Source organism: Ectothiorhodospira shaposhnikovii, assembly GCF_016584105.1.
Lineage (GTDB): Bacteria > Pseudomonadota > Gammaproteobacteria > Ectothiorhodospirales > Ectothiorhodospiraceae > Ectothiorhodospira > Ectothiorhodospira shaposhnikovii.
On the sequence record NZ_NRSM01000004.1, the window covers coordinates 109055 to 126867 of the forward strand.

The window sequence follows — 17813 nt, forward strand, 5'->3', positions numbered from 1 at the left end:
GGTCACCCGGTAAACGTCGGTTCATCCCCGCACCTGCGGGGAACGCATGTTCGATGAACAGCTGGCCGCCCGCGAAATCGGTTCATCCCCGCACCTGCGGGGAACGCTTTTCGTCCAGCTTGCCGGAACGCAGCGTGCCCGGTTCATCCCCGCACCTGCGGGGAACGCTATGTGCTCCGTCAGCAGCGCGCGGATCTGGTCGGTTCATCCCCGCACCTGCGGGGAACGCCTCTGGCTGCTGGCGTAGGCAGTGCTGTTGCCCGGTTCATCCCCGCACCTGCGGGGAACGCGATCCCGTCATGATCCTGCCGTCCACGGTGCGCGGTTCATCCCCGCACCTGCGGGGAACGCGTGGTGGCGTGGGAGGCGTTGTAGATCGTGATCGGTTCATCCCCGCACCTGCGGGGAACGCTTTTTCGACCCCTGGACGAGATCATAGGTCCACGGTTCATCCCCGCACCTGCGGGGAACGCGCTGTGAGTGTCGGCGGGAGGTCAAAGCCAGGCGGTTCATCCCCGCACCTGCGGGGAACGCAACGGCTGAAGCCCGGGATGCTGCTGAGGCTGCGGTTCATCCCCGCACCTGCGGGGAACGCCTTCGGGTCATTGCCGGCGCGGCGTGGTCTGGCGGTTCATCCCCGCACCTGCGGGGAACGCCCCCATTTCCTCCAGCTTCTCCCGGATGGCGCCGGTTCATCCCCGCACCTGCGGGGAACGCCTGTTGTGGACCGTCCGCCCAGACTCCGCGGACGGTTCATCCCCGCACCTGCGGGGAACGCGGCGTGCCGCCCCTCAGCGGTCAGTCGTTGGCCGGTTCATCCCCGCACCTGCGGGGAACGCACGTACCCTACGTTCCCCGCCGAATCCAGGAGCGGTTCATCCCCGCACCTGCGGGGAACGCTTCGTTCAGTGCTTCGCTTTGCATGTTGCTGTCGGTTCATCCCCGCACCTGCGGGGAACGCGCCAGGCAGGCCGCGCGCAACGCACAGGACGCCGGTTCATCCCCGCACCTGCGGGGAACGCTCTGTGGGCTATTTATAACTACAGCACGGACGCGGTTCATCCCCGCACCTGCGGGGAACGCCTGGGCTCCCCTCGGCTGTTCTTCACCGCCGCCGGTTCATCCCCGCACCTGCGGGGAACGCAGCTACTGGTCCGTGCCGAGTTCGGGTTCGGCCGGTTCATCCCCGCACCTGCGGGGAACGCTCCACATGTTCCAGCCCATGCGCGCCGGCCAGCGGTTCATCCCCGCACCTGCGGGGAACGCCTTACTGGCCGCCGTTTTTTTCGGCCATGGGGCGGTTCATCCCCGCACCTGCGGGGAACGCTCGGTTACCTTTTCGTAGCTCATGGTCGTTTCCGGTTCATCCCCGCACCTGCGGGGAACGCTCCCTGGTGCTGATCCGCCGCGCCTGGGATGACGGTTCATCCCCGCACCTGCGGGGAACGCGACCAGGTCCTGGGCCAGGCTCTCGGTCAGGGCGGTTCATCCCCGCACCTGCGGGGAACGCGTCTCCAGGCGCAGCCGGCCGTAAATCACGGACGGTTCATCCCCGCACCTGCGGGGAACGCGGAACGTCCGCCATTGAACTGCCGACCACCAGCGGTTCATCCCCGCACCTGCGGGGAACGCCAGCTCCGCCACCACGTCCTCCAGGCGTTCGTCGGTTCATCCCCGCACCTGCGGGGAACGCGGCTGCTGGAACTCCCGGAACAGGTCCGGGGACGGTTCATCCCCGCACCTGCGGGGAACGCGGCAGACCGTGCAGCCTGGCGACGTGCGCCGGCGGTTCATCCCCGCACCTGCGGGGAACGCGGGAATCAAGAAATTTTTGTAGGGGTCAGGAGCGGTTCATCCCCGCACCTGCGGGGAACGCACTTCCTCTAACCCCATGAAAAAATTAAATTTTTAAATCACAAAAAACTCTACCAACAGTTATTCCTTTCATTACACTTTCCAAGTTTTTAAAGAGCATTAAAAATCAAGTAGTTATACATAACAAACAGAGGCAGTCAGGATTTGTACCAACACATGCGCATCAGTTTCCTCCTTCATCCCCCACTGGATCGGGAAAAAAAGACACGAGTTTCATCCCGTCATGGTCCAATGGAAGGCGTCTGTTTTTACCGCAGGTCTGAAAATCAAAGCCAGCCTCTGTATTGGTGGACCAAGCCATCACGGCATTGCCATCCTCTATACCGGTTACCACCTGTTCCCAGATCATCTCACGAACCCGACGACTGACCTTCCCAACGTAAACCCCGGCTCGCGTTTCCAATAGCCAGATAGCCAGACGCCCACGCAAGCGCGGCGGCACATTTTCAACCACGATGACCAGCATCACCCAAAGGCTCCGCAAGAGGAATGGCTGGCGCCACAGATTCAGGCGCCGGTTCCGGCACTGCAAGCTCGCCGGCGGCAAGCACCTGTTCGATGGTAGGGATGATGCGCGCAAGCACGCGCTTCTCACGAAACATATCCCGGCAGCCCTGCCTGACCTGCCTTTCAATCTGACGCTGAGGCTTCGAAGCGATTTTGAAAGCGATCGGAACCACAGTATCAAACTTGAACAGGTCAGCGATATCGTAGACGAACGACAGTGGTTTTCCGGTATGAATGAAGCCCACGGCTGGAGCATAACCAGCAGCAAGCACAGCGGCTTCGGTCACGCCATATAAACAGGCTGTTGCCGCACTGACAGCTCTATTGATAGGATCTGCGGCATCCCATTCTCCCGGATCATAATGGCGACGCTCCCATTTGACGCCATGCTTGCGCGCAAGCATTTTGTAAATTTCCCGGACGCGCGCACCTTCGATACCACGAAGCTGCTCCACGCTACGTTTAGCAGGCGCCTTCTCCCCGAATCGAAGCTCGTACATCTTGCGCACGACTTTCAAACGGGCATCGGGATCCAGTGCAAGCTTGGCCTGATACAGCAGACGATCCGACCGGGCGCCCCCGGGTTGCCCGGAGGCATAAAGGCGAACACCCGCCTCCCCTACCCATACCAGTAAAGTTCCCACACGTGCAGCCAGCGCCGCCGCAGCATGAGAGACCCGGGTACCCGGCTCCAACATGATGCACGCAACGCTTCCCACAGGGATATGCATACGGGTACCAGTCTTGTCCACCACAACAAAAGCGCCGTCGAGCACATCAATCCGGCCCTTTTCAATGAACAACATGGAAATACGGTCCTTCATCGGGATCGGCCTCAGCGGTGGTAGCACGGTCTACAACCTCGCCAGGGTCAATAACCCACAGCCGAATGCCTTGGCCGGGCCAATACCATGTGACTGCAGGTTCCAGAACAGTTCGGGTGATTCAACTCGCAATACACCCTCAAAGGTAGTCTGCACAATCTTCCCGGCCTTGCCCCCTTTACGGAAGTGAAGCACCTTGCGACCCACGACCATCGCTTCCTGAAGCGAAGCCACACCTTCCAGCTTCTTTTGCAACCAGAGGGATTGTTGCTGCTCGTCAATCAGAGGGACACGGCAGCTTTTAACCCGCCCTTTTCCATTCATGCGGCCGGCCTCATCCTGAATCGTCTTGACCGGATTGGCCACCAGACGAAACCGCAGGGGCTGTCCTTCGGCCGCCTGCGGCTGAAACGGTCGAGTTGCAATGACGGTGGAACGTCCTCCCGAGGCAACAGGTTCCAGTGAGGACTGCATCAACACTTCGGCTTCACCACGCACTTGGCGTTCAAGACGGAAAAGAAATGGGCGAGAGGCATCCGGCTGATCAGGAAAAAGTCCCCACAAGCTGCGATGCCATTGATAGGGCTGCGTTGTATCCTGAAGAAGGACTTTACTTAGATACATCATCATGTCGCTCCTTGCTGACGATAACCGCAAGTTGCCTGGCACCAAACTGCCGATGCCCCGGCAAGGGGACATCCCTAACCATGCGTCGACTATCCCCTAGGTCTGTATTGCAGCTATACACAAGGCCGTAACCTGGTGATATCTCCGCCAAGGCGGACAGCACACAGTCCGCCTGACACCATCGCTCAAATAATGGGCGGGCCAACGGGCAGGAGCGCCGACCGAGAAAAGGGGTGTAAAACGGTTTTTTTACTGCCTCCGCTATGGTTTCCAGACCGAAGACCGCCGCATCCCGTTGCGCCAATACCAAGGTGAACCCAGCATCACAAAGATACTCCCGGCGTGACACCACGGGATGAGGATTAACACCACCACCTACCTTTCTGGCGTCCAGCACGGTGTGAAAGTCGGTAATGGTCACCGGATCTCTGCGAAGTCTTTGATCTGCCCGGATAGTCACTTCCAGACTGTCACCAAGATCAATCAACCTGTTCCGCTCATGGCGATGTATGCCCAGACATGCACCCAATAGACCGATAATCGCACTCAAGGTGGGAAACGGCTGTGTTGGGCGATAGTCTTCAAAGGTATGGGTGCCCCATGCCTGCATGGGACCTTCCAGCTTGAGAATCAGATAGTCCATGTTCAGACTCCGACATGTGCCACCCAATCCTTGAGTGCTTTCAAGGTCGGATGTTGGTGACATACCGATTTATCGGACAGCTTCATCGTGGTGCTAAAGACGCCGGTCTCGTCTTCCAGGCCGTAGCCTTCCCGGAGACGCTGAGAATATTCCATCAACTTTTCTGTGGAAGGCTCAAGGAAACCCTTGCTGCCATTGGAGCGAACCGGCGTTTCAAACGCATTGGCGAGGGAAATGGGCAAGTCGCTGAAACTGACCATGACCACATCGGCCAAGTTATGAGCTGCAAATGCCTGCTGCTTTGCAGACGGCACCACGGTTGCCATTAAATGAATCAGGTGCGAGGCAATTTCAAGTACTTCCTGGCGATCCGCGCCACCCAGATTCCGTTGCAACTGTCCCAGATTCAGACTGGCATAGCGATAAAATACTCCGGCACTGAATTCCTGGGTATTCAGGTGGCCCGCTCCGGTTTCCTCATCTGCATCCACCAGATCATCTACTGCGGTAAACCAGTCAATGTCGGCGTCCACGGCATGGGTGGTCAGTGCATGGGCCACCGACATGGCGCCGTCCACGGAGGTCATGACACCGGAAGTTGCCATGCGCCCGGATAAGGCCACATCCAGGCCGTGGCGTAGAGCCTCATCAAAGCGTTTGCCCTGTTTTTTCATTTCTTTTCGCAGTTTTTGCTCATCTTCGTCGGCGTCTCGTGCTGCCTTGATCTGTTCGCAATAACTGGCAATTTCTTCCGCCACCCACGGTGCGACTGCCCGGTGCTTGAAATCATCATCGGCCGCCACCTTGCCTTCATCAAAACCCAACCATTCAATGGCTGTGTCGATCAGGTCCGGTGGATAACGCTCTTCCAAGGCAGCATGCATGCGCTTGCGAAGACGGTCCAAGTGGCGAGTACGCGTGGAAGGTTGCCCCAAATGTTCACGGTAATACTCACTGGTCCGCATGGCCCGCTTGAGGCTCTGGCTGGAGATACGCACCCGGCGTACCCCCCCAAACACCGCGGACTTCTGCATATTCATGTCATCCCGGTTGAGACAGGACGGGCTGTGAGAAATCAGGACATGGATATTGAGGAAGTTTTTTTCAGTCATGGCATCATCCTTGGTCATCGGACAGATCAGCGGTTTGGGAAGTATTGGAGGACAGGTCGATTTCGGTTACCAGAAAGTCCCGCAGAAGATCCTGCTTGGCGGACCGTCCCCAGAAATGAAGGCTACGGCCCAGTTTATTGGCATCCATCCCCGGTGAGTCGGCTTGCTGGAAGAGTCTGCGCAATTGCTCCAAATCGCGGGGAGAATGGCTGCGCAAAACCTGAAACATGCGTACTTCGTTGACGCGCCCCTTACGCAATGCCCGCCCAGGGGCAAGGCCCGGGATATGGCGTCCCAAATATGGGAGCAAAAAGGCAAAGCGTTGGAGTGCGAGGCTGGGTTTTCGATTGCCCAGCCAGCGGTAATAGGCGGGTAGGTCGGCCACGGCATCCAGGTTTTTCACCCGGCGCAGGTCAGCCTGGCCACCAGTGCCGAGCCGCTGGTAGGCATCAACTAGTGGTATGAAAAAATCCGTTTTCTCCGCTTGATTGTTCTGTGCTGTCATGCCACTTTCTCCTTCGATTCAGACTCTCGTAGTGCCACATCCAGTGCGCGCCTGAACTTTGCATAGGCGGTCATGCCCTCGACCGAGTGCCGATAGGGCGCTGTCAATTCATCGAACAGCCGCCGAGCGATCTGGTGTAGAGCGTGAATGAATTCATCCACAGCCACTCTGGCTTCACGTCGATCCATCTGGCGCAACAGTTCATGAAGTCTGTGTCCCGTCGCCTGATAAAAGTGTTGTTCAGCCAGCGGGTAGACAGCAGCGCCGCATTCCTTGGCAAATCCATAGGTTTTACGGCGAAGCTCATCCTTCACCCGCAGGGCTTCATCAATGGCGCGTTGAACCTGCCTTTCGCTGATACGCCAGTCCATGGGGAGGCTGTAGAGTTCGTGTCGACGCTCAAGCACCGCCGCCTGATTGACCCGGTAACCGGCAACAATCATGGCAAAACGCCTTTCACGTGCGCTCAGAGCACGTTCAAACACGTCGAGGAACTGGGTAACCACCTGCGCAGGCTGACGCCCCCCGCCTGCATGCTGCTCTCGTTGAAGCAGATAATGATTCATCCAGGTCCAGGCCGGCGCCATGGTGGTGAACGACAGATAGCGGTCACGGGCGCGTTCACCCTTTTTCAGATCCCATAGCCTGGGACTATGCGGGTGATGCCAAAGCCCCTCCACGGTGTAATTGAATTTTTCTTTATTAAAGGCGGTGTAAACCCGGCTGGTCGGCAGGCCACAGGCATCACAAGACTGTCCCTCTTCTGATTCCGCAAGTTCCAGACGGGCGGGTTGCCACAGCAGCCCCCTTTCCAGACCGATGTCGGCGGCAGGTATCATTTTACCGGCCACCAGCGGCTCCACCCAGTTGGGTATGAACTGCGTTGCATCCCGGTAAATTCGATCACGCTCCTCGGCGGAGAGGACGTTCAGCCAGACGGTTTCCCGCAGATCAGCGCCAGCCACCAGCGTGGTAACCGGTGCCCCGCCCCGCAATCCACCCTTGAATCCCCCACCAAAACTCGGGCAGTTGGAAGCTTGATTGAACAAGGCAATCGCAGCACAACCAGGACAGACGGCATGAATCTCCCCGGCATCATTAAAAAAGGCGTGATTGTTGCCCTCGGGCAATCCCACAAACAGTTTCTGGATAGGAGTCGGATCCTTGGCTGACACCCCGCGGCTCTGCATAAAGGGGGTCGCAGGATGGTCCAGGCGGAACCAATCCAGGTAAGAAGCGGCGGCTGAATCAAAACACTCCGAGGTGATGGGTGAGGCGACGCGCTCACGTAAGACTTTTCGATTCTCGGGGAGAAGAATGGTCTGCACCAGGCAGATCAGCAACTGTATGGCTGCCACTTCCATGTCATCCCGAGACAGGCTCACCGACCATGGGTGATCCTCGGTCAACAACTGGCGTAACCCAATACGCTGGACGGTCACCCCATCCCGACTACGGACAGGAATCCAGTCGGACTCCAGCAGGCACTCCATGGCAAACCTCCTTTGAAGTCGATGGTGAAGCCCTTCGCAGGAAGGGCACACCTTGACTCTAGCACTTAAAAATAAAAACACAAGGTATTATCTTGAAGAAAAAATCCCCACCTTTGAGACAATGGTGACGGCCTGATTCAGGCCCGCCCCTTCTTGGGGATGCACCGGTATTCTCTTGTATCCGGTTTGGAGTATTTTCCCTGTTCCCCAGATCACTGGGGCTGTGACGGGAGGGAGGAATCGCCCTCCCGCCATTCCAGCCCGATCTCCCTGGAATACCTCATCGCACCGACAGACCAACTGCCATCAGCCTGTGGTTTCAAGATTAATCGGTAACGCCCCTGCTCATCCTGATCATCCAACGCCGCCTTCCAGCCTTTGGGCGCATTGACAGCGTTGAGATCCTCGGCTTCGCGGCGATCAAAATCATCAAGGGCAGATTCCTGACGACCATCCAGGTAGGCAACCCCCTGAGGCATGCTTTGCAGCAGCAGCACCTTAAGGCCATTGTCCCCATCACGCGTCATGGCCGCCGCGTTGGCATCGGTATCTTGCAAGGGCATCATGTCGGCTTCGGCAAGCTGGCGAGCACCGAAAAATTTGCCCAATGCTGAATTCTGGAAAGTCTCCCAGTTCTGGACAACAGCTTCCGGCTCATCCAGCCAAGCTTCTTCCGAGTACACGGACTCGATCCAAGGGCGGTAAACATCAGGGAACGTAATCCTGTCCGTTTCCTGTAACCGGCGGTGAGTTCGCCACAACACCCGACGATACCGGTAGATGACTTCGTGCAGACCATATTGCTCATCCGGCGGCAACAGCACCGTGCAGCGGGGGTCTTCAAATCCGGCCGGCCGATCAGTGCGTGGGTGACGATGCAACCGCCCCATACGCTGGAACAGCAAATCCACGGGGCAGAGCTGAGTGATCAACCAGTCAAAGTCCAGGTCCAGGCTCTGCTCCACCACTTGGGTTGCAACCAGAATGCGGCCGGCGGCCATCCTGTCACGACCATAATATTCCATTACCCGCTGCTCGATGACCTGCCGATCTGCAAACAGATACCGGGCATGGAAAAGATCCACCGGCACATTGAGTGACCTTTCACGCAAACGTCGCCAAAGACCCTGCGCTTCACTCACCAGATTGCAGATCACCGCCACGCATGCTCCTTCATTGGCAGCCTGAATGACCTGATCGATATCCTGATCCGAAAGGCGAAGGTCAACCCGTTCCCGACATTCCAGGAAAACGGTCCTGGATTCCGGCAAATGTGCAGGTTCCCCTTTCAGATCCCAGTACCTGACGGGCGTGCCGCGCCCTGCCCAGGAAATCAATGGATAGGCACTGGATTGTTGTTCCGGTACATCGCCCCCCCATGCGTCCAACAGCAGATCCCGCTGGTAGGCCGGCAAAGTGGCAGACATGAGTATGGCGCTACCCCCGGCAGTGGCCTGAGCATGAAGGACACGGGTCAGCAAGCCATACATATAGGCATCATAGGCATGCACCTCATCCACAATCAGTACGGCACGACGCACACCGAAGGCACGGACGAAGTGATGACGGACCGCCAGCACGGAAATCAATACCTGGTCGATGGTGCAAACGCCAATCTGCCCGAGAAAGACCCGCTTGCGGCTCTGGGCAAGCCAATCGGCACACTGTACGGCAGCATCTTCCTCGCCCTGAGCAGTCGGGCGCCGACCGGCTTCCTTGAGAGCCATATATCCTTCATGGCGTGAAGCACGCCCATGAGCCAGTACCACGTTTTTCTGGCCGGGAAAGAGGTTTGGCGCCACCTTTTCCATCCGGTTTAGCATGGCATTGGCCGTGGCCTGAGTCGGCAAGGCGAAGATGATCGCCTCCGCCACCCCGGTAGCCAGAAGATGGGCGGCATAGGCTAGGCCAAACTCCGTCTTGCCGCAGCCTGTCGGTCCCTCCACCAGCAACAGCCCCGCCTCCCGGGGCAGATCATCGACCAAACACTGGATCTGGCGGGGTGGGTAATCTGGAAAAATTTTTGACATCCCCCCTTGGGATGGCCCTTTTCCCAGAATGCCCGTGCTTTCAAGTGCGAACAGAGCTCGTTTTTTTGCCTCGGTTTCCCAATATACCTGGAGAGGGTGAACTGTATCCCGATACTCAAACCAGTCGGCATTGGAACCGACCCAGTCAGCAACTGAACAAAATCCGGCCAAAATCTGGGGACAGACTGGCGGGTCATCCAAGAGGGAAAGCCCGGCAGGTTCCAGAAACAGCCGGGCCAGAGATTGCAGCCAGGCTCTCCTGGCCTCCTTGTCAAAGCGGCAAACCTCTTCGTCGGCATCCGGGTCAGCAGGTATCTTCGGACTGGAAAGATCGCCGTGATGCCCGGCCACGGCCTGCATCCAGGGCTGCCAGCAATCGTAACGATCATCACTGTGCAGGGGCACGGCATGCTCAAGCCAGCCACAACCTGAGGGACCATGGGCGTAAGGCTCCGGCTCCACGCTGTCGAGATCAAATTCCGGGCGCAGATGCAGCAATGCGGGAATGGATTTGAGCTGGAACCGGATATCGAACTTGCCCAGATCGTGCAGGGCAACAAAAAACAGCACCCAAGCGTGAATCTCTACCGGATCTGCATCGCCATGCACCAGCATGAGCCGCTGAATGACAGGACTTGACTGCCACCATGCATCAGCAACTGCGGTAACGTCCAGGCAATGATAGGGAAGAAGATGGCAGAAATCCTGTGCGTCTGCTTCCGGACGGGCCTTGCCCCAATATTTGTAAATGGCTTCCATCGCTCTTTTGCGTTCCCTGAAAATCCAAGCTCACGACAATACACCCGCATTACCATGCAAGACACACCCATCCCTCTGACCGGAACCCGTTGCCCCGCGAAGCATGTGCCAAAAAACAGCACCTGCAACATTCGGCTATCGACGTGAAAACGCCATCCCTCACACCCCTACCCCACCGACAACCCCCAACCTCAACAACCGCTCCATCTCCTGGGCCGGTACGGGGCGGCTGAACAGATACCCCTGCCCCTGCGGACAACCATGCCCGATCAGAAAATCCCGCTGCACGTGATTTTCTATGCCTTCCGCGATCACCGTCATGCCCAGTGTCTGGCCCAGCCCGATGATGGCCCGGATGATGGCGGCATCTTCCGGATGGGCCGAAGGGTCCTCGTGCATCTCGGAAACGAAGGATTGATCGATCTTGATGGCCTGCACCGGCAGGCGCTTGAGATAGTTCAGGGAGGAATAGGCAGTGCCAAAATCATCAATGGAGACACGCACACCCTGATCATTGAGCTGGGTGAGCGTGCGGACGGTCTGATCGACGGAACTCATGGCCGCGCTCTCGGTGATCTCGATCTCCAGGTCGCCGGTTTCAAGTCCGGCCGCGGCCAGTGCACCCATGATGCGCTCGAAAATATCCGGTTGCCGGAACTCCCGTGCCGACAGGTTCACCGCCACGGGTACGGTGGGGATGTCACGGGCCTTCCAGGCGCGTACCTGTTCGCAGGCCTGCCGCAGGATCTCTGGCCCCAGTTCAAGAATGAATCCGGTCTGCTCCGCCAAAGGAATGAAACGGCCCGGCGATACCATGCCCCACTGGGGATGCCGCCAGCGCACCAGCGCCTCAAGGCTGAGCATACGACCACTGACCAGATCCACGCGGGGTTGGTAGACAAGGTGGAATTCGCCCCTTTCCAGCGCCTGCCGCATGGCCTGGTCCAGTTCCATGCGCTCCTGCAGGGCTTCATCCATCTCCCGGGTATAGAACTGATAACAGCGGCGCCCCTCGGCCTTGGCGCGATACATGGCCGCATCGGCATGGCGCACCAGTTCCTCGGGGCGATCACTGTCGGCGGGATAAAGGGCAATGCCGATGCTGACGGTGACGCATACCTGCTGGGAGCCCAGAGTCACCGGCCGGCTCAATGCCTCCTGGAGCTTTTCGATGACCGGGATCGCCCCCTCCACATGGGTCAGCTTGGACAGCAGCAGGATGAACTCATCGCCCCCGAATCGGGCCACCGTGTCTCCCTCGCGCAGCAGGGCACGCAGCCGAGCGCCCACCTGTATCAGCAACTGGTCGCCCTGGGCATGTCCGAGGGAGTCGTTGACCACCTTGAAGTCATCCAGGTCGATGAATACCACGGCCAGGGCATGACGATCCCTGCGCGCCTGGGCAAGGGCCTGACCGATGCGGTCCAGCATGAGGGTGCGATTGGGCAATCCGGTCAAGGGGTCATGATAGGCCAGATATTCCAGACGCTCGGTCAGGGCCCGCTTGTCGGAGATGTCCTCGGCCAGCTTGATGAAGTGCGTCACTTCCCCCCGGGTGTTGCGGATGGGCGAGATCCTCGCCAGCTCCCAGTAAGGCGCTCCCGAACGCTTGCGGTTCTTGAACTCACCTTCCCAGGTCTTGCCGTCGCGTATCGTGTTCCAGAGATGGTCATATGCAGCGATATTTTTTTCGTCATAACGCAACATGCTAGGTCGCTGCCCCAGCACTTCATCCCGGGAATATCCAGTGATGTCGCAGAAATACTGGTTCACATACTCGATCACCCCATCGGTGTCGGTGATCACCACCACGCTGGCACTTTGTTCCACTGCGTAGGCCAGTCGTTCGCTCTTTTCCTCTGCCTGCTTGCGGTCGCTGATGTCCAGACTGGAGCCCAGGATCTTGCTGAGGTGCCCCTCCCCCCCATATACGGGCGAGGCCTGATACAGGATCCAGCGCCATTCCCCCGTCTTGTGGCGCATGCGCACCTCCATGCGAAACCGTCCCCGTGGCTGACGCGTATACTGCTCAAACGCCTGAATGCCGGCTTCCATTTCATCGGGATGGATCATGGATCGCCAGATTTCCAGATCATTTTTCAGTTCATGATCCTGGTAACCGAGTTGGGCCTTGAGTTCGGGAGAAAGGTAGACTTCTCCACCGGGGCGCCACTCGAACAAACCCACGTTGCCCCCCTGCACCACTTCCCACAGTCGTTCCCGGTCCCGGCTGCGCGCCGTGATGTCCACATCCATGCAATACAGGCGAAGGTCGCCTTCCGCATGTTGCACCATGACATGGGAGGAATGAACGGTGACCGGATGACCCTGCCGGTGGCGTAAATTGAGAATCTCCGAGGGTGGCAGCGCTCCCCCATTCCTTACCTGCTGCATTCGCTGAAAAAAGACCTCACGGTCCTGTTCGGGAATGATGAGATCCTCCAGCCTGGCACCCAATGCCTCGCGGGCAGGGTAACCATAGAGACGCTCACTGGCCTCGTTCCAGTAAAACGCCGTGCCGTCCAGTCGGTACCCCTGGATGGCGACGTCCGGTATGTTGTCCAGCAGCTGTGTCAGGGCCGACTCGTTGCGTCTCAATGCCTCCTCTGCCTCTCGGCGCGCCGTGATATCCCGGTTGGTTCCCCGGTGTCCTCGATATCGACCGGCTTCGTCCCGGACAGCACGGCAGTCATGCTCAATCCAGCGCATGCCGCCGGACCGGGTGATGACGCGAAAAAACAGGAGTGAACGGGTGGGATCAGTGTCCTCATGAAGATGCCGTTCGTAGCGGAGCCGATCATCGGGATGGATGATGCGCTGCATGAGACCCGGATCATCCAGAAATGCCTGGGCGGGATAACCGGTGATCTGTTCGCAGGCGGGCGACACATAACGGAACCGGCCATCCTCTCCCGACCAGTAATCCCAGTCCGTTGAGAACTGGGCCAGAATCCGGTAGCGCTCCTGTGCTTCGCTCAGCCGAAGGTTGAGATCCATCAGGAGTTGGTGCTGCTCCACGACGGCAGTCTGATCTACCAGGCTGCATATATATTCAGGTGCCGGGTCATCCGGATCGGAAATGCGGATGAGCTTGAGGTCGGCGATCACCTGCCGTCCGCCGATACCTTGCATGATGATGCCGCGGCATTCAGCCGCCCCCTTTCGGATGGCTGTATCCATGGCCTCCCGCAGAGCCGGCTGGTGGGCGGTGATCGCCAGGTGCCGGAACAGTTTCTGTTGCAGGGCGAGCAGCGCGTGGGCGGCGCCATTGGCATCACGCACGTAGCCTTGGTGATTGACCACGAAGGTTGGGTAGGGCAGGCCTTCATAAAGGCGATTAAAGCGGGCCAGGGCACCCTGGGTGACCTTTTCTCCTTCCACCAGTGCCTCGTTCTGCATGGCGAGTTCCGCGTGGTGGATGTGTAATTCTTCCAGCAGGCTATCCAGGTTCAACGCGCCCTGCTCAATCTCCATCTCGATGCCGGTCACCGCATTGTCTCGCAGTATGGCCTGGGCCCGCTCGCGTAGATGCTTTATATCCATACTGACTGCCCGGTCAAGATTGAGATTAAACAAGCTTAGCTTGATCCAGGTCGGCTCGCATGCAACTGGGCGTCAGGCTGCCACGACCAAACGATTTCGTCCCTCCCTTTTGGCCTGGAAAAGGGCATCGTCCGCTCGCTTGAGGGCATCATCAATGTCCTCGCCATGGCGCAGCAGGGTGACACCGATACTGGCTGAAAGCCGTATGGGGGATTCATCGCCCACGGCAAGGTCAGCAATGGTCTGCCGGATACGCTCAAGCACCATGACCGCTTCATCCCGCCCTGTATCAGGCAGCATGAGCAGAAACTCTTCCCCGCCCCAGCGGCCATACACATCGTAACGTCGCACGCCCTGACGAACCGCACCGGCAATCTCGCACAGTGCCACATCCCCCACTTCGTGGCCGAATCGGTCATTGATCTGCTTGAAATGATCCACATCCATCAGGGCAATGGCCAGCAGACTGTCCTTGCGGGTGGCCCGCTGGGTCTCTTCCTTGATGCGCTCCATCAGAAACCGGCGATTGGCCAGCCCGGTCAGGGAGTCCTGGTTGGCCGCCTGACGCAGGGTCTCGGTCACTTCCCACAGGTTGCGCTGGTACTGGTCCGAGATGCGGGCAAGCTTTTCCATGCGCCTGAGCTGCTTTTCGCATCGCTCGGCCAGGGTCAGGGTCTGGTTGTGCTCAAGCAGCTGGTAACCGTCCGATATCCTCAGCAGTCGCTCCATGCGTTGATTCTGGCCAAGGATGTGATCGTTCACTTCCTCCAGCAGGGATCTGAGGGGGTTGTTCCCATGGGCAGGGTCGTCCAGCAGGGCCTGGATACGTTCCACCAGGCTCTGGCCGTCCTTGATCGTCCCGGATTGCCTAGTCATCTTTGGTGGGGAGGATATGGAACGGGAAGGAATAGTCCTCGCGGAATTCTTCCGCCATTTCCATGACCCGTTCATTGCGGGGATCGTAGTACCAGTTCACCCGGACTTCCCGGGACTGGGCATGGACCTCTTCAAGCATGTCGAAGACATCCATCATGGCCTTCACACTGCTGGTGTTCATGTAGATGAGTTCCAGCTCCAGGTGCAGAGGGGCCTCGGTCTCATCCAGATACTGCTGGATCCAGGCGAAGACCTGGGTAAAGAATTCAAAGGAGTTCTCGGGATAGGAATTTCCCGTCATGTGCAGCCGTCCCCGTGCCCGATCGGTGCTGATGGCAGGGGTGGACTGGGTACCGGGGATTTCCAGTTCATTGGTCACTGACGACATGAGTACGAATCTTTTGTGATGATGATAGTTCAGATGACGGCGCGCAGACTGAAAAACACCCGGTCGTCTCCATCGTTGACCGGCGATACCCTGGCGCAAAGGGGCTCCAGGGATTTGCGCGCCACATCCACCAGGCCCAGGCCCGCGCCACTGAGCACACCCGCTTCACGGGGCTTGCGCAACTGCGCCTTGTAGGCCGCCTTGAGTTCCACCTTGTCCATGGCCGCCAGTTCCTCGACCCGATTCCGCAAAAGCTCGCCATCCTCCCGTTCCACCAGATTCCCGGCCATGATGACGTAACGTCCCGCCTCGTTGCGGGCAACGATGACGGTGGCGGAACCGTCACGCTCGTCATAACCCATGCGGGTGACGTAGTGGCGGATGTTCTGGGTGAGTTCAATATAGATGCCGAAGACATCCATCGCCGCGCCGGGGAGCGCGTTGTCCGCCTCCAGATAGTTTCTCAGGGCGTTGCCGATCTCCTCGATCAGACTGCGGGAAATGGGGCCGTTGAAGCAGAGGAGGATCTGGTTCTCGTTGAACTGGCGTCGCAGGCTGAACAGGTCGATCTCGGTCATAAGGTATCTTGCCTCATTGCGTGTTGACTGGCGGGGCTCCCGGCATCAGGACTGATCGACGCGAAAGGCCAGTATCGTGATGTCATCCCGCTGATCGTGCTCTCCCCGGTAATCATCCAGGGCCTGATCCAGGGCGGCGGCCTGCTCCGGCATGGGACGGCGGGCGTGTTCCGTGATCAGCGCCTTGAAGCGGCTCTGCCCCAGGCCAAAACCAAGATCCCCGCCGGATTGATCCAGATATCCATCGGTCACCAGATAATAGGTGGTGGCCGGATCAAGCCGGAGTTCGGTGTCTTCGTACTCTCCCACGCGACGGTCCCCCAGGGCACGACGCCCGCCGTTGATGGTCTTCACGTCACTGCCATCACTATGGTAAAGGCTGATGCGGGCCCCCGCATAGCGAAGGATACCCCGTTGCCGGTCCACAAACACCAGGCCCACGTCCATGTGGGTGGCGAGGGCCTGGGTGGTTTCGGCATCCTTGAGCATCTCCCTCACGATGCCGTCTGCATGGCGCAGGACGGCCGCCGGGGCTTCCATGCCCAGGGTGTTGATGGCCTGATCCAGGGCGGCCCGGGCCAGCATGGTCATCAGGGCCCCGGGAACACCGTGTCCGGCGCAGTCCACCACGCCGATCAGGTAGCGTTCGCCGTCATTGTGGAACAGATAGAAGTCGCCGCCCACCACATCCCGCGGACGCCAGAGTACGAAGTGATGGGGGCCCAGCAGATCGGCCATGCGGTTATCCGGCAGGATGGCCCGCTGGATGAGACTGGCATAGTCGATGGAGGCCTGTATCTGGCGTTGGGCGGTGGCCATTTCCTGGTTGGCCTGGCGCAGTTTCGCGGTACGTTCTTCCACCCGATCTTCCAGTTCGTCGGTATGACTTTTCACCTGCTCGGCCATGCAGGCGAAGGCCCGGCTCAGGTCTCCGAGCTCGTCCTTGCCGGCACGGGGCAGCTGGAGATCGTAGCGTCCCTGGGACACGGCGGTGGCGGACTGCTGCAACTCGCGCAGGGGACGCAGCACGATCCGATCCACGGCCAGACCGAAACCGAGCAGCAAAATCAGCAGCACCAGGGCCACCACCAGCAGACCGGCCCGCAGCCAGGTTTCCTGAATCACCGCGGCGGCGGCCAGATCCACGGCGGTGACCACATACCACTGCAGCTCCGGGATATAGGCAAGGGCCAGCAACTGTTCACGCCCCTCCAGGGTCACGGACAGCAGGGGCACGGTATCGGTCTGTTCCCGGGCCTGCTGCATGGCCTGGGCCAGCTCGGCACGCTGAAGCCCATCCGGCAGGCGCTGGGCCAGGGTGTATCCATTCACGGCGTCCGTGGTGGTGGAGGCAAAGCTGATCAGCGTCGGGTCCGGATGGGCCTGGATGGCACCACCGCGATCCAGGATCATCGGCGTCACACCCACCGGACGGGTCTGGATGAAGTCCTGCAGGAAGCCGCTCAGGTCAAGCCCCGTTCCGGCCAGGCCGATGCGACGATCGCCATCCATCACCAGGACATTGAGCCAGACCCGGGTGGTGCCCAGTTCCAGATCCGGGTTGACGTTGATGTTGTAGGCGGCCGCCTGTTCCAGGGTATTGAAGAACCAGGCATCGCTGGGTCTGTCCGGGTCCAGGGTGTAGCGGGGCCGGTCACTGAAAGGCTGGTCGGTACCATTGAAATAGTAATGACCGCTCAGGGCACTGGCGAGGAAATAGGAAGCATCACGGAAGTCGCGGCGATAACCTTCCGCCTCAAGGAAAAACAGTGCCTGCTTGTCGGCGTCATCTTCATCCAGCAACCAGCGACGGGACAGTTCCGAGTCCGCCAGGCGCATGGACAGGGCCAGATCCCGGGAGACGGGCGCCAGAATCCGTTCCCGGTTCAGGCGCGTGTAGTTCTCGGCGAAGGCCTCGCCGAAATACTGTCGGACCCCTTCCAGCAGTTGCCAGCCAAGAATACCGGCGGGGAACAGGGCCACCAGACAGGCCAGGGCCAGGGCCAGGATGGACTTGGCCCTGAGGCCCAATGGCTGTTTCAGCATGCAGTCT

At 59.1% G+C, this 17813-nt stretch carries 13 protein-coding genes and 1 CRISPR repeat array (1 of these 14 cut by a window edge); all 13 genes read right to left on the minus strand.

Going from position 1 to position 17813, the window contains the following annotated elements:
* Positions 1-1876: direct repeats of the CRISPR family, unit length 29 nt; unit sequence CGGTTCATCCCCGCACCTGCGGGGAACGC (it extends 8591 nt beyond the left edge of the window).
* 162 nt (positions 1877-2038) lie between these two features.
* Complete coding sequence (cas2e, locus tag CKO35_RS03640; RefSeq protein ID WP_200172756.1) at positions 2039-2341, minus strand: type I-E CRISPR-associated endoribonuclease Cas2e; 303 nt, start codon at positions 2339-2341, stop codon at positions 2039-2041.
* Entirely contained in the window at positions 2322-3233 is a 912-nt protein-coding gene (cas1e, locus tag CKO35_RS03645; RefSeq protein WP_338031744.1) for a type I-E CRISPR-associated endonuclease Cas1e, read from the minus strand. Before cas1e ends, cas2e begins: the two co-directional genes overlap by 20 nt.
* 3 nt (positions 3234-3236) lie before the next feature.
* On the minus strand, positions 3237-3836 hold the full coding sequence (gene cas6e, locus CKO35_RS03650; protein ID WP_200172760.1) for a type I-E CRISPR-associated protein Cas6/Cse3/CasE: 600 nt from the start codon (positions 3834-3836) through the stop codon (positions 3237-3239).
* Entirely contained in the window at positions 3817-4476 is a 660-nt protein-coding gene (cas5e, locus tag CKO35_RS03655; protein WP_200172762.1) for a type I-E CRISPR-associated protein Cas5/CasD, read from the minus strand. Before cas5e ends, cas6e begins: the two co-directional genes overlap by 20 nt.
* Before the next feature lie 2 nt (positions 4477-4478).
* Positions 4479-5588: a type I-E CRISPR-associated protein Cas7/Cse4/CasC gene (gene cas7e, locus CKO35_RS03660; RefSeq protein ID WP_242466998.1), complete on the minus strand. Its 1110-nt coding sequence runs from the start codon at positions 5586-5588 to the stop codon at positions 4479-4481.
* Positions 5589-5592: 4 nt separating this feature from the next.
* Positions 5593-6093: a type I-E CRISPR-associated protein Cse2/CasB gene (gene casB, locus CKO35_RS03665; protein WP_200172766.1), complete on the minus strand. Its 501-nt coding sequence runs from the start codon at positions 6091-6093 to the stop codon at positions 5593-5595.
* On the minus strand, positions 6090-7586 hold the full coding sequence (gene casA, locus CKO35_RS03670; RefSeq protein WP_200172768.1) for a type I-E CRISPR-associated protein Cse1/CasA: 1497 nt from the start codon (positions 7584-7586) through the stop codon (positions 6090-6092). The genes casB and casA overlap by 4 nt, the downstream gene beginning before the upstream one ends.
* Before the next feature lie 212 nt (positions 7587-7798).
* A complete protein-coding gene (gene cas3, locus CKO35_RS03675; protein ID WP_200172770.1) occupies positions 7799-10375 on the minus strand; it encodes a CRISPR-associated helicase/endonuclease Cas3 in 2577 nt (858 codons plus the stop codon).
* 159 nt (positions 10376-10534) lie between these two features.
* On the minus strand, positions 10535-13918 hold the full coding sequence (locus tag CKO35_RS03680; protein WP_200172772.1) for a bifunctional diguanylate cyclase/phosphodiesterase: 3384 nt from the start codon (positions 13916-13918) through the stop codon (positions 10535-10537).
* A 72-nt stretch (positions 13919-13990) separates the two neighbouring features.
* Positions 13991-14794: a biofilm regulation diguanylate cyclase SiaD gene (gene siaD / locus CKO35_RS03685; protein ID WP_207143456.1), complete on the minus strand. Its 804-nt coding sequence runs from the start codon at positions 14792-14794 to the stop codon at positions 13991-13993.
* The gene (gene siaC, locus CKO35_RS03690; RefSeq protein WP_200172774.1) at positions 14787-15182 is read right to left on the minus strand and encodes a biofilm regulation phosphoprotein SiaC; all 396 of its coding nucleotides are present in this window, start codon (positions 15180-15182) and stop codon (positions 14787-14789) included. The genes siaD and siaC overlap by 8 nt, the downstream gene beginning before the upstream one ends.
* A gap of 29 nt (positions 15183-15211) precedes the next feature.
* A complete protein-coding gene (siaB, locus tag CKO35_RS03695; protein ID WP_200172776.1) occupies positions 15212-15760 on the minus strand; it encodes a biofilm regulation protein kinase SiaB in 549 nt (182 codons plus the stop codon).
* A gap of 45 nt (positions 15761-15805) precedes the next feature.
* Entirely contained in the window at positions 15806-17806 is a 2001-nt protein-coding gene (siaA, locus tag CKO35_RS03700) for a biofilm regulation protein phosphatase SiaA (RefSeq protein WP_200172778.1), read from the minus strand.
* Between the last annotated feature and the right edge of the window lie 7 nt (positions 17807-17813).

Coding starts and splice junctions, on each gene's coding strand:
- cas2e (WP_200172756.1), bottom strand. CDS start 2,341: ATGCTGGTCATCGTGGTTGAAAATGTGCCGCCGCGCTTGCGTGGGCGT.
- cas6e (WP_200172760.1), bottom strand. CDS start 3,836: ATGATGATGTATCTAAGTAAAGTCCTTCTTCAGGATACAACGCAGCCC.
- cas5e (WP_200172762.1), bottom strand. CDS start 4,476: ATGGACTATCTGATTCTCAAGCTGGAAGGTCCCATGCAGGCATGGGGC.
- cas7e (WP_242466998.1), bottom strand. CDS start 5,588: ATGACTGAAAAAAACTTCCTCAATATCCATGTCCTGATTTCTCACAGC.
- casB (WP_200172766.1), bottom strand. CDS start 6,093: ATGACAGCACAGAACAATCAAGCGGAGAAAACGGATTTTTTCATACCA.
- casA (WP_200172768.1), bottom strand. CDS start 7,586: ATGGAGTGCCTGCTGGAGTCCGACTGGATTCCTGTCCGTAGTCGGGAT.
- cas3 (WP_200172770.1), bottom strand. CDS start 10,375: ATGGAAGCCATTTACAAATATTGGGGCAAGGCCCGTCCGGAAGCAGAC.
- CKO35_RS03680 (WP_200172772.1), bottom strand. CDS start 13,918: ATGGATATAAAGCATCTACGCGAGCGGGCCCAGGCCATACTGCGAGAC.
- siaD (WP_207143456.1), bottom strand. CDS start 14,794: ATGACTAGGCAATCCGGGACGATCAAGGACGGCCAGAGCCTGGTGGAA.
- siaC (WP_200172774.1), bottom strand. CDS start 15,182: ATGTCGTCAGTGACCAATGAACTGGAAATCCCCGGTACCCAGTCCACC.
- siaB (WP_200172776.1), bottom strand. CDS start 15,760: ATGACCGAGATCGACCTGTTCAGCCTGCGACGCCAGTTCAACGAGAAC.
- siaA (WP_200172778.1), bottom strand. CDS start 17,806: ATGCTGAAACAGCCATTGGGCCTCAGGGCCAAGTCCATCCTGGCCCTG.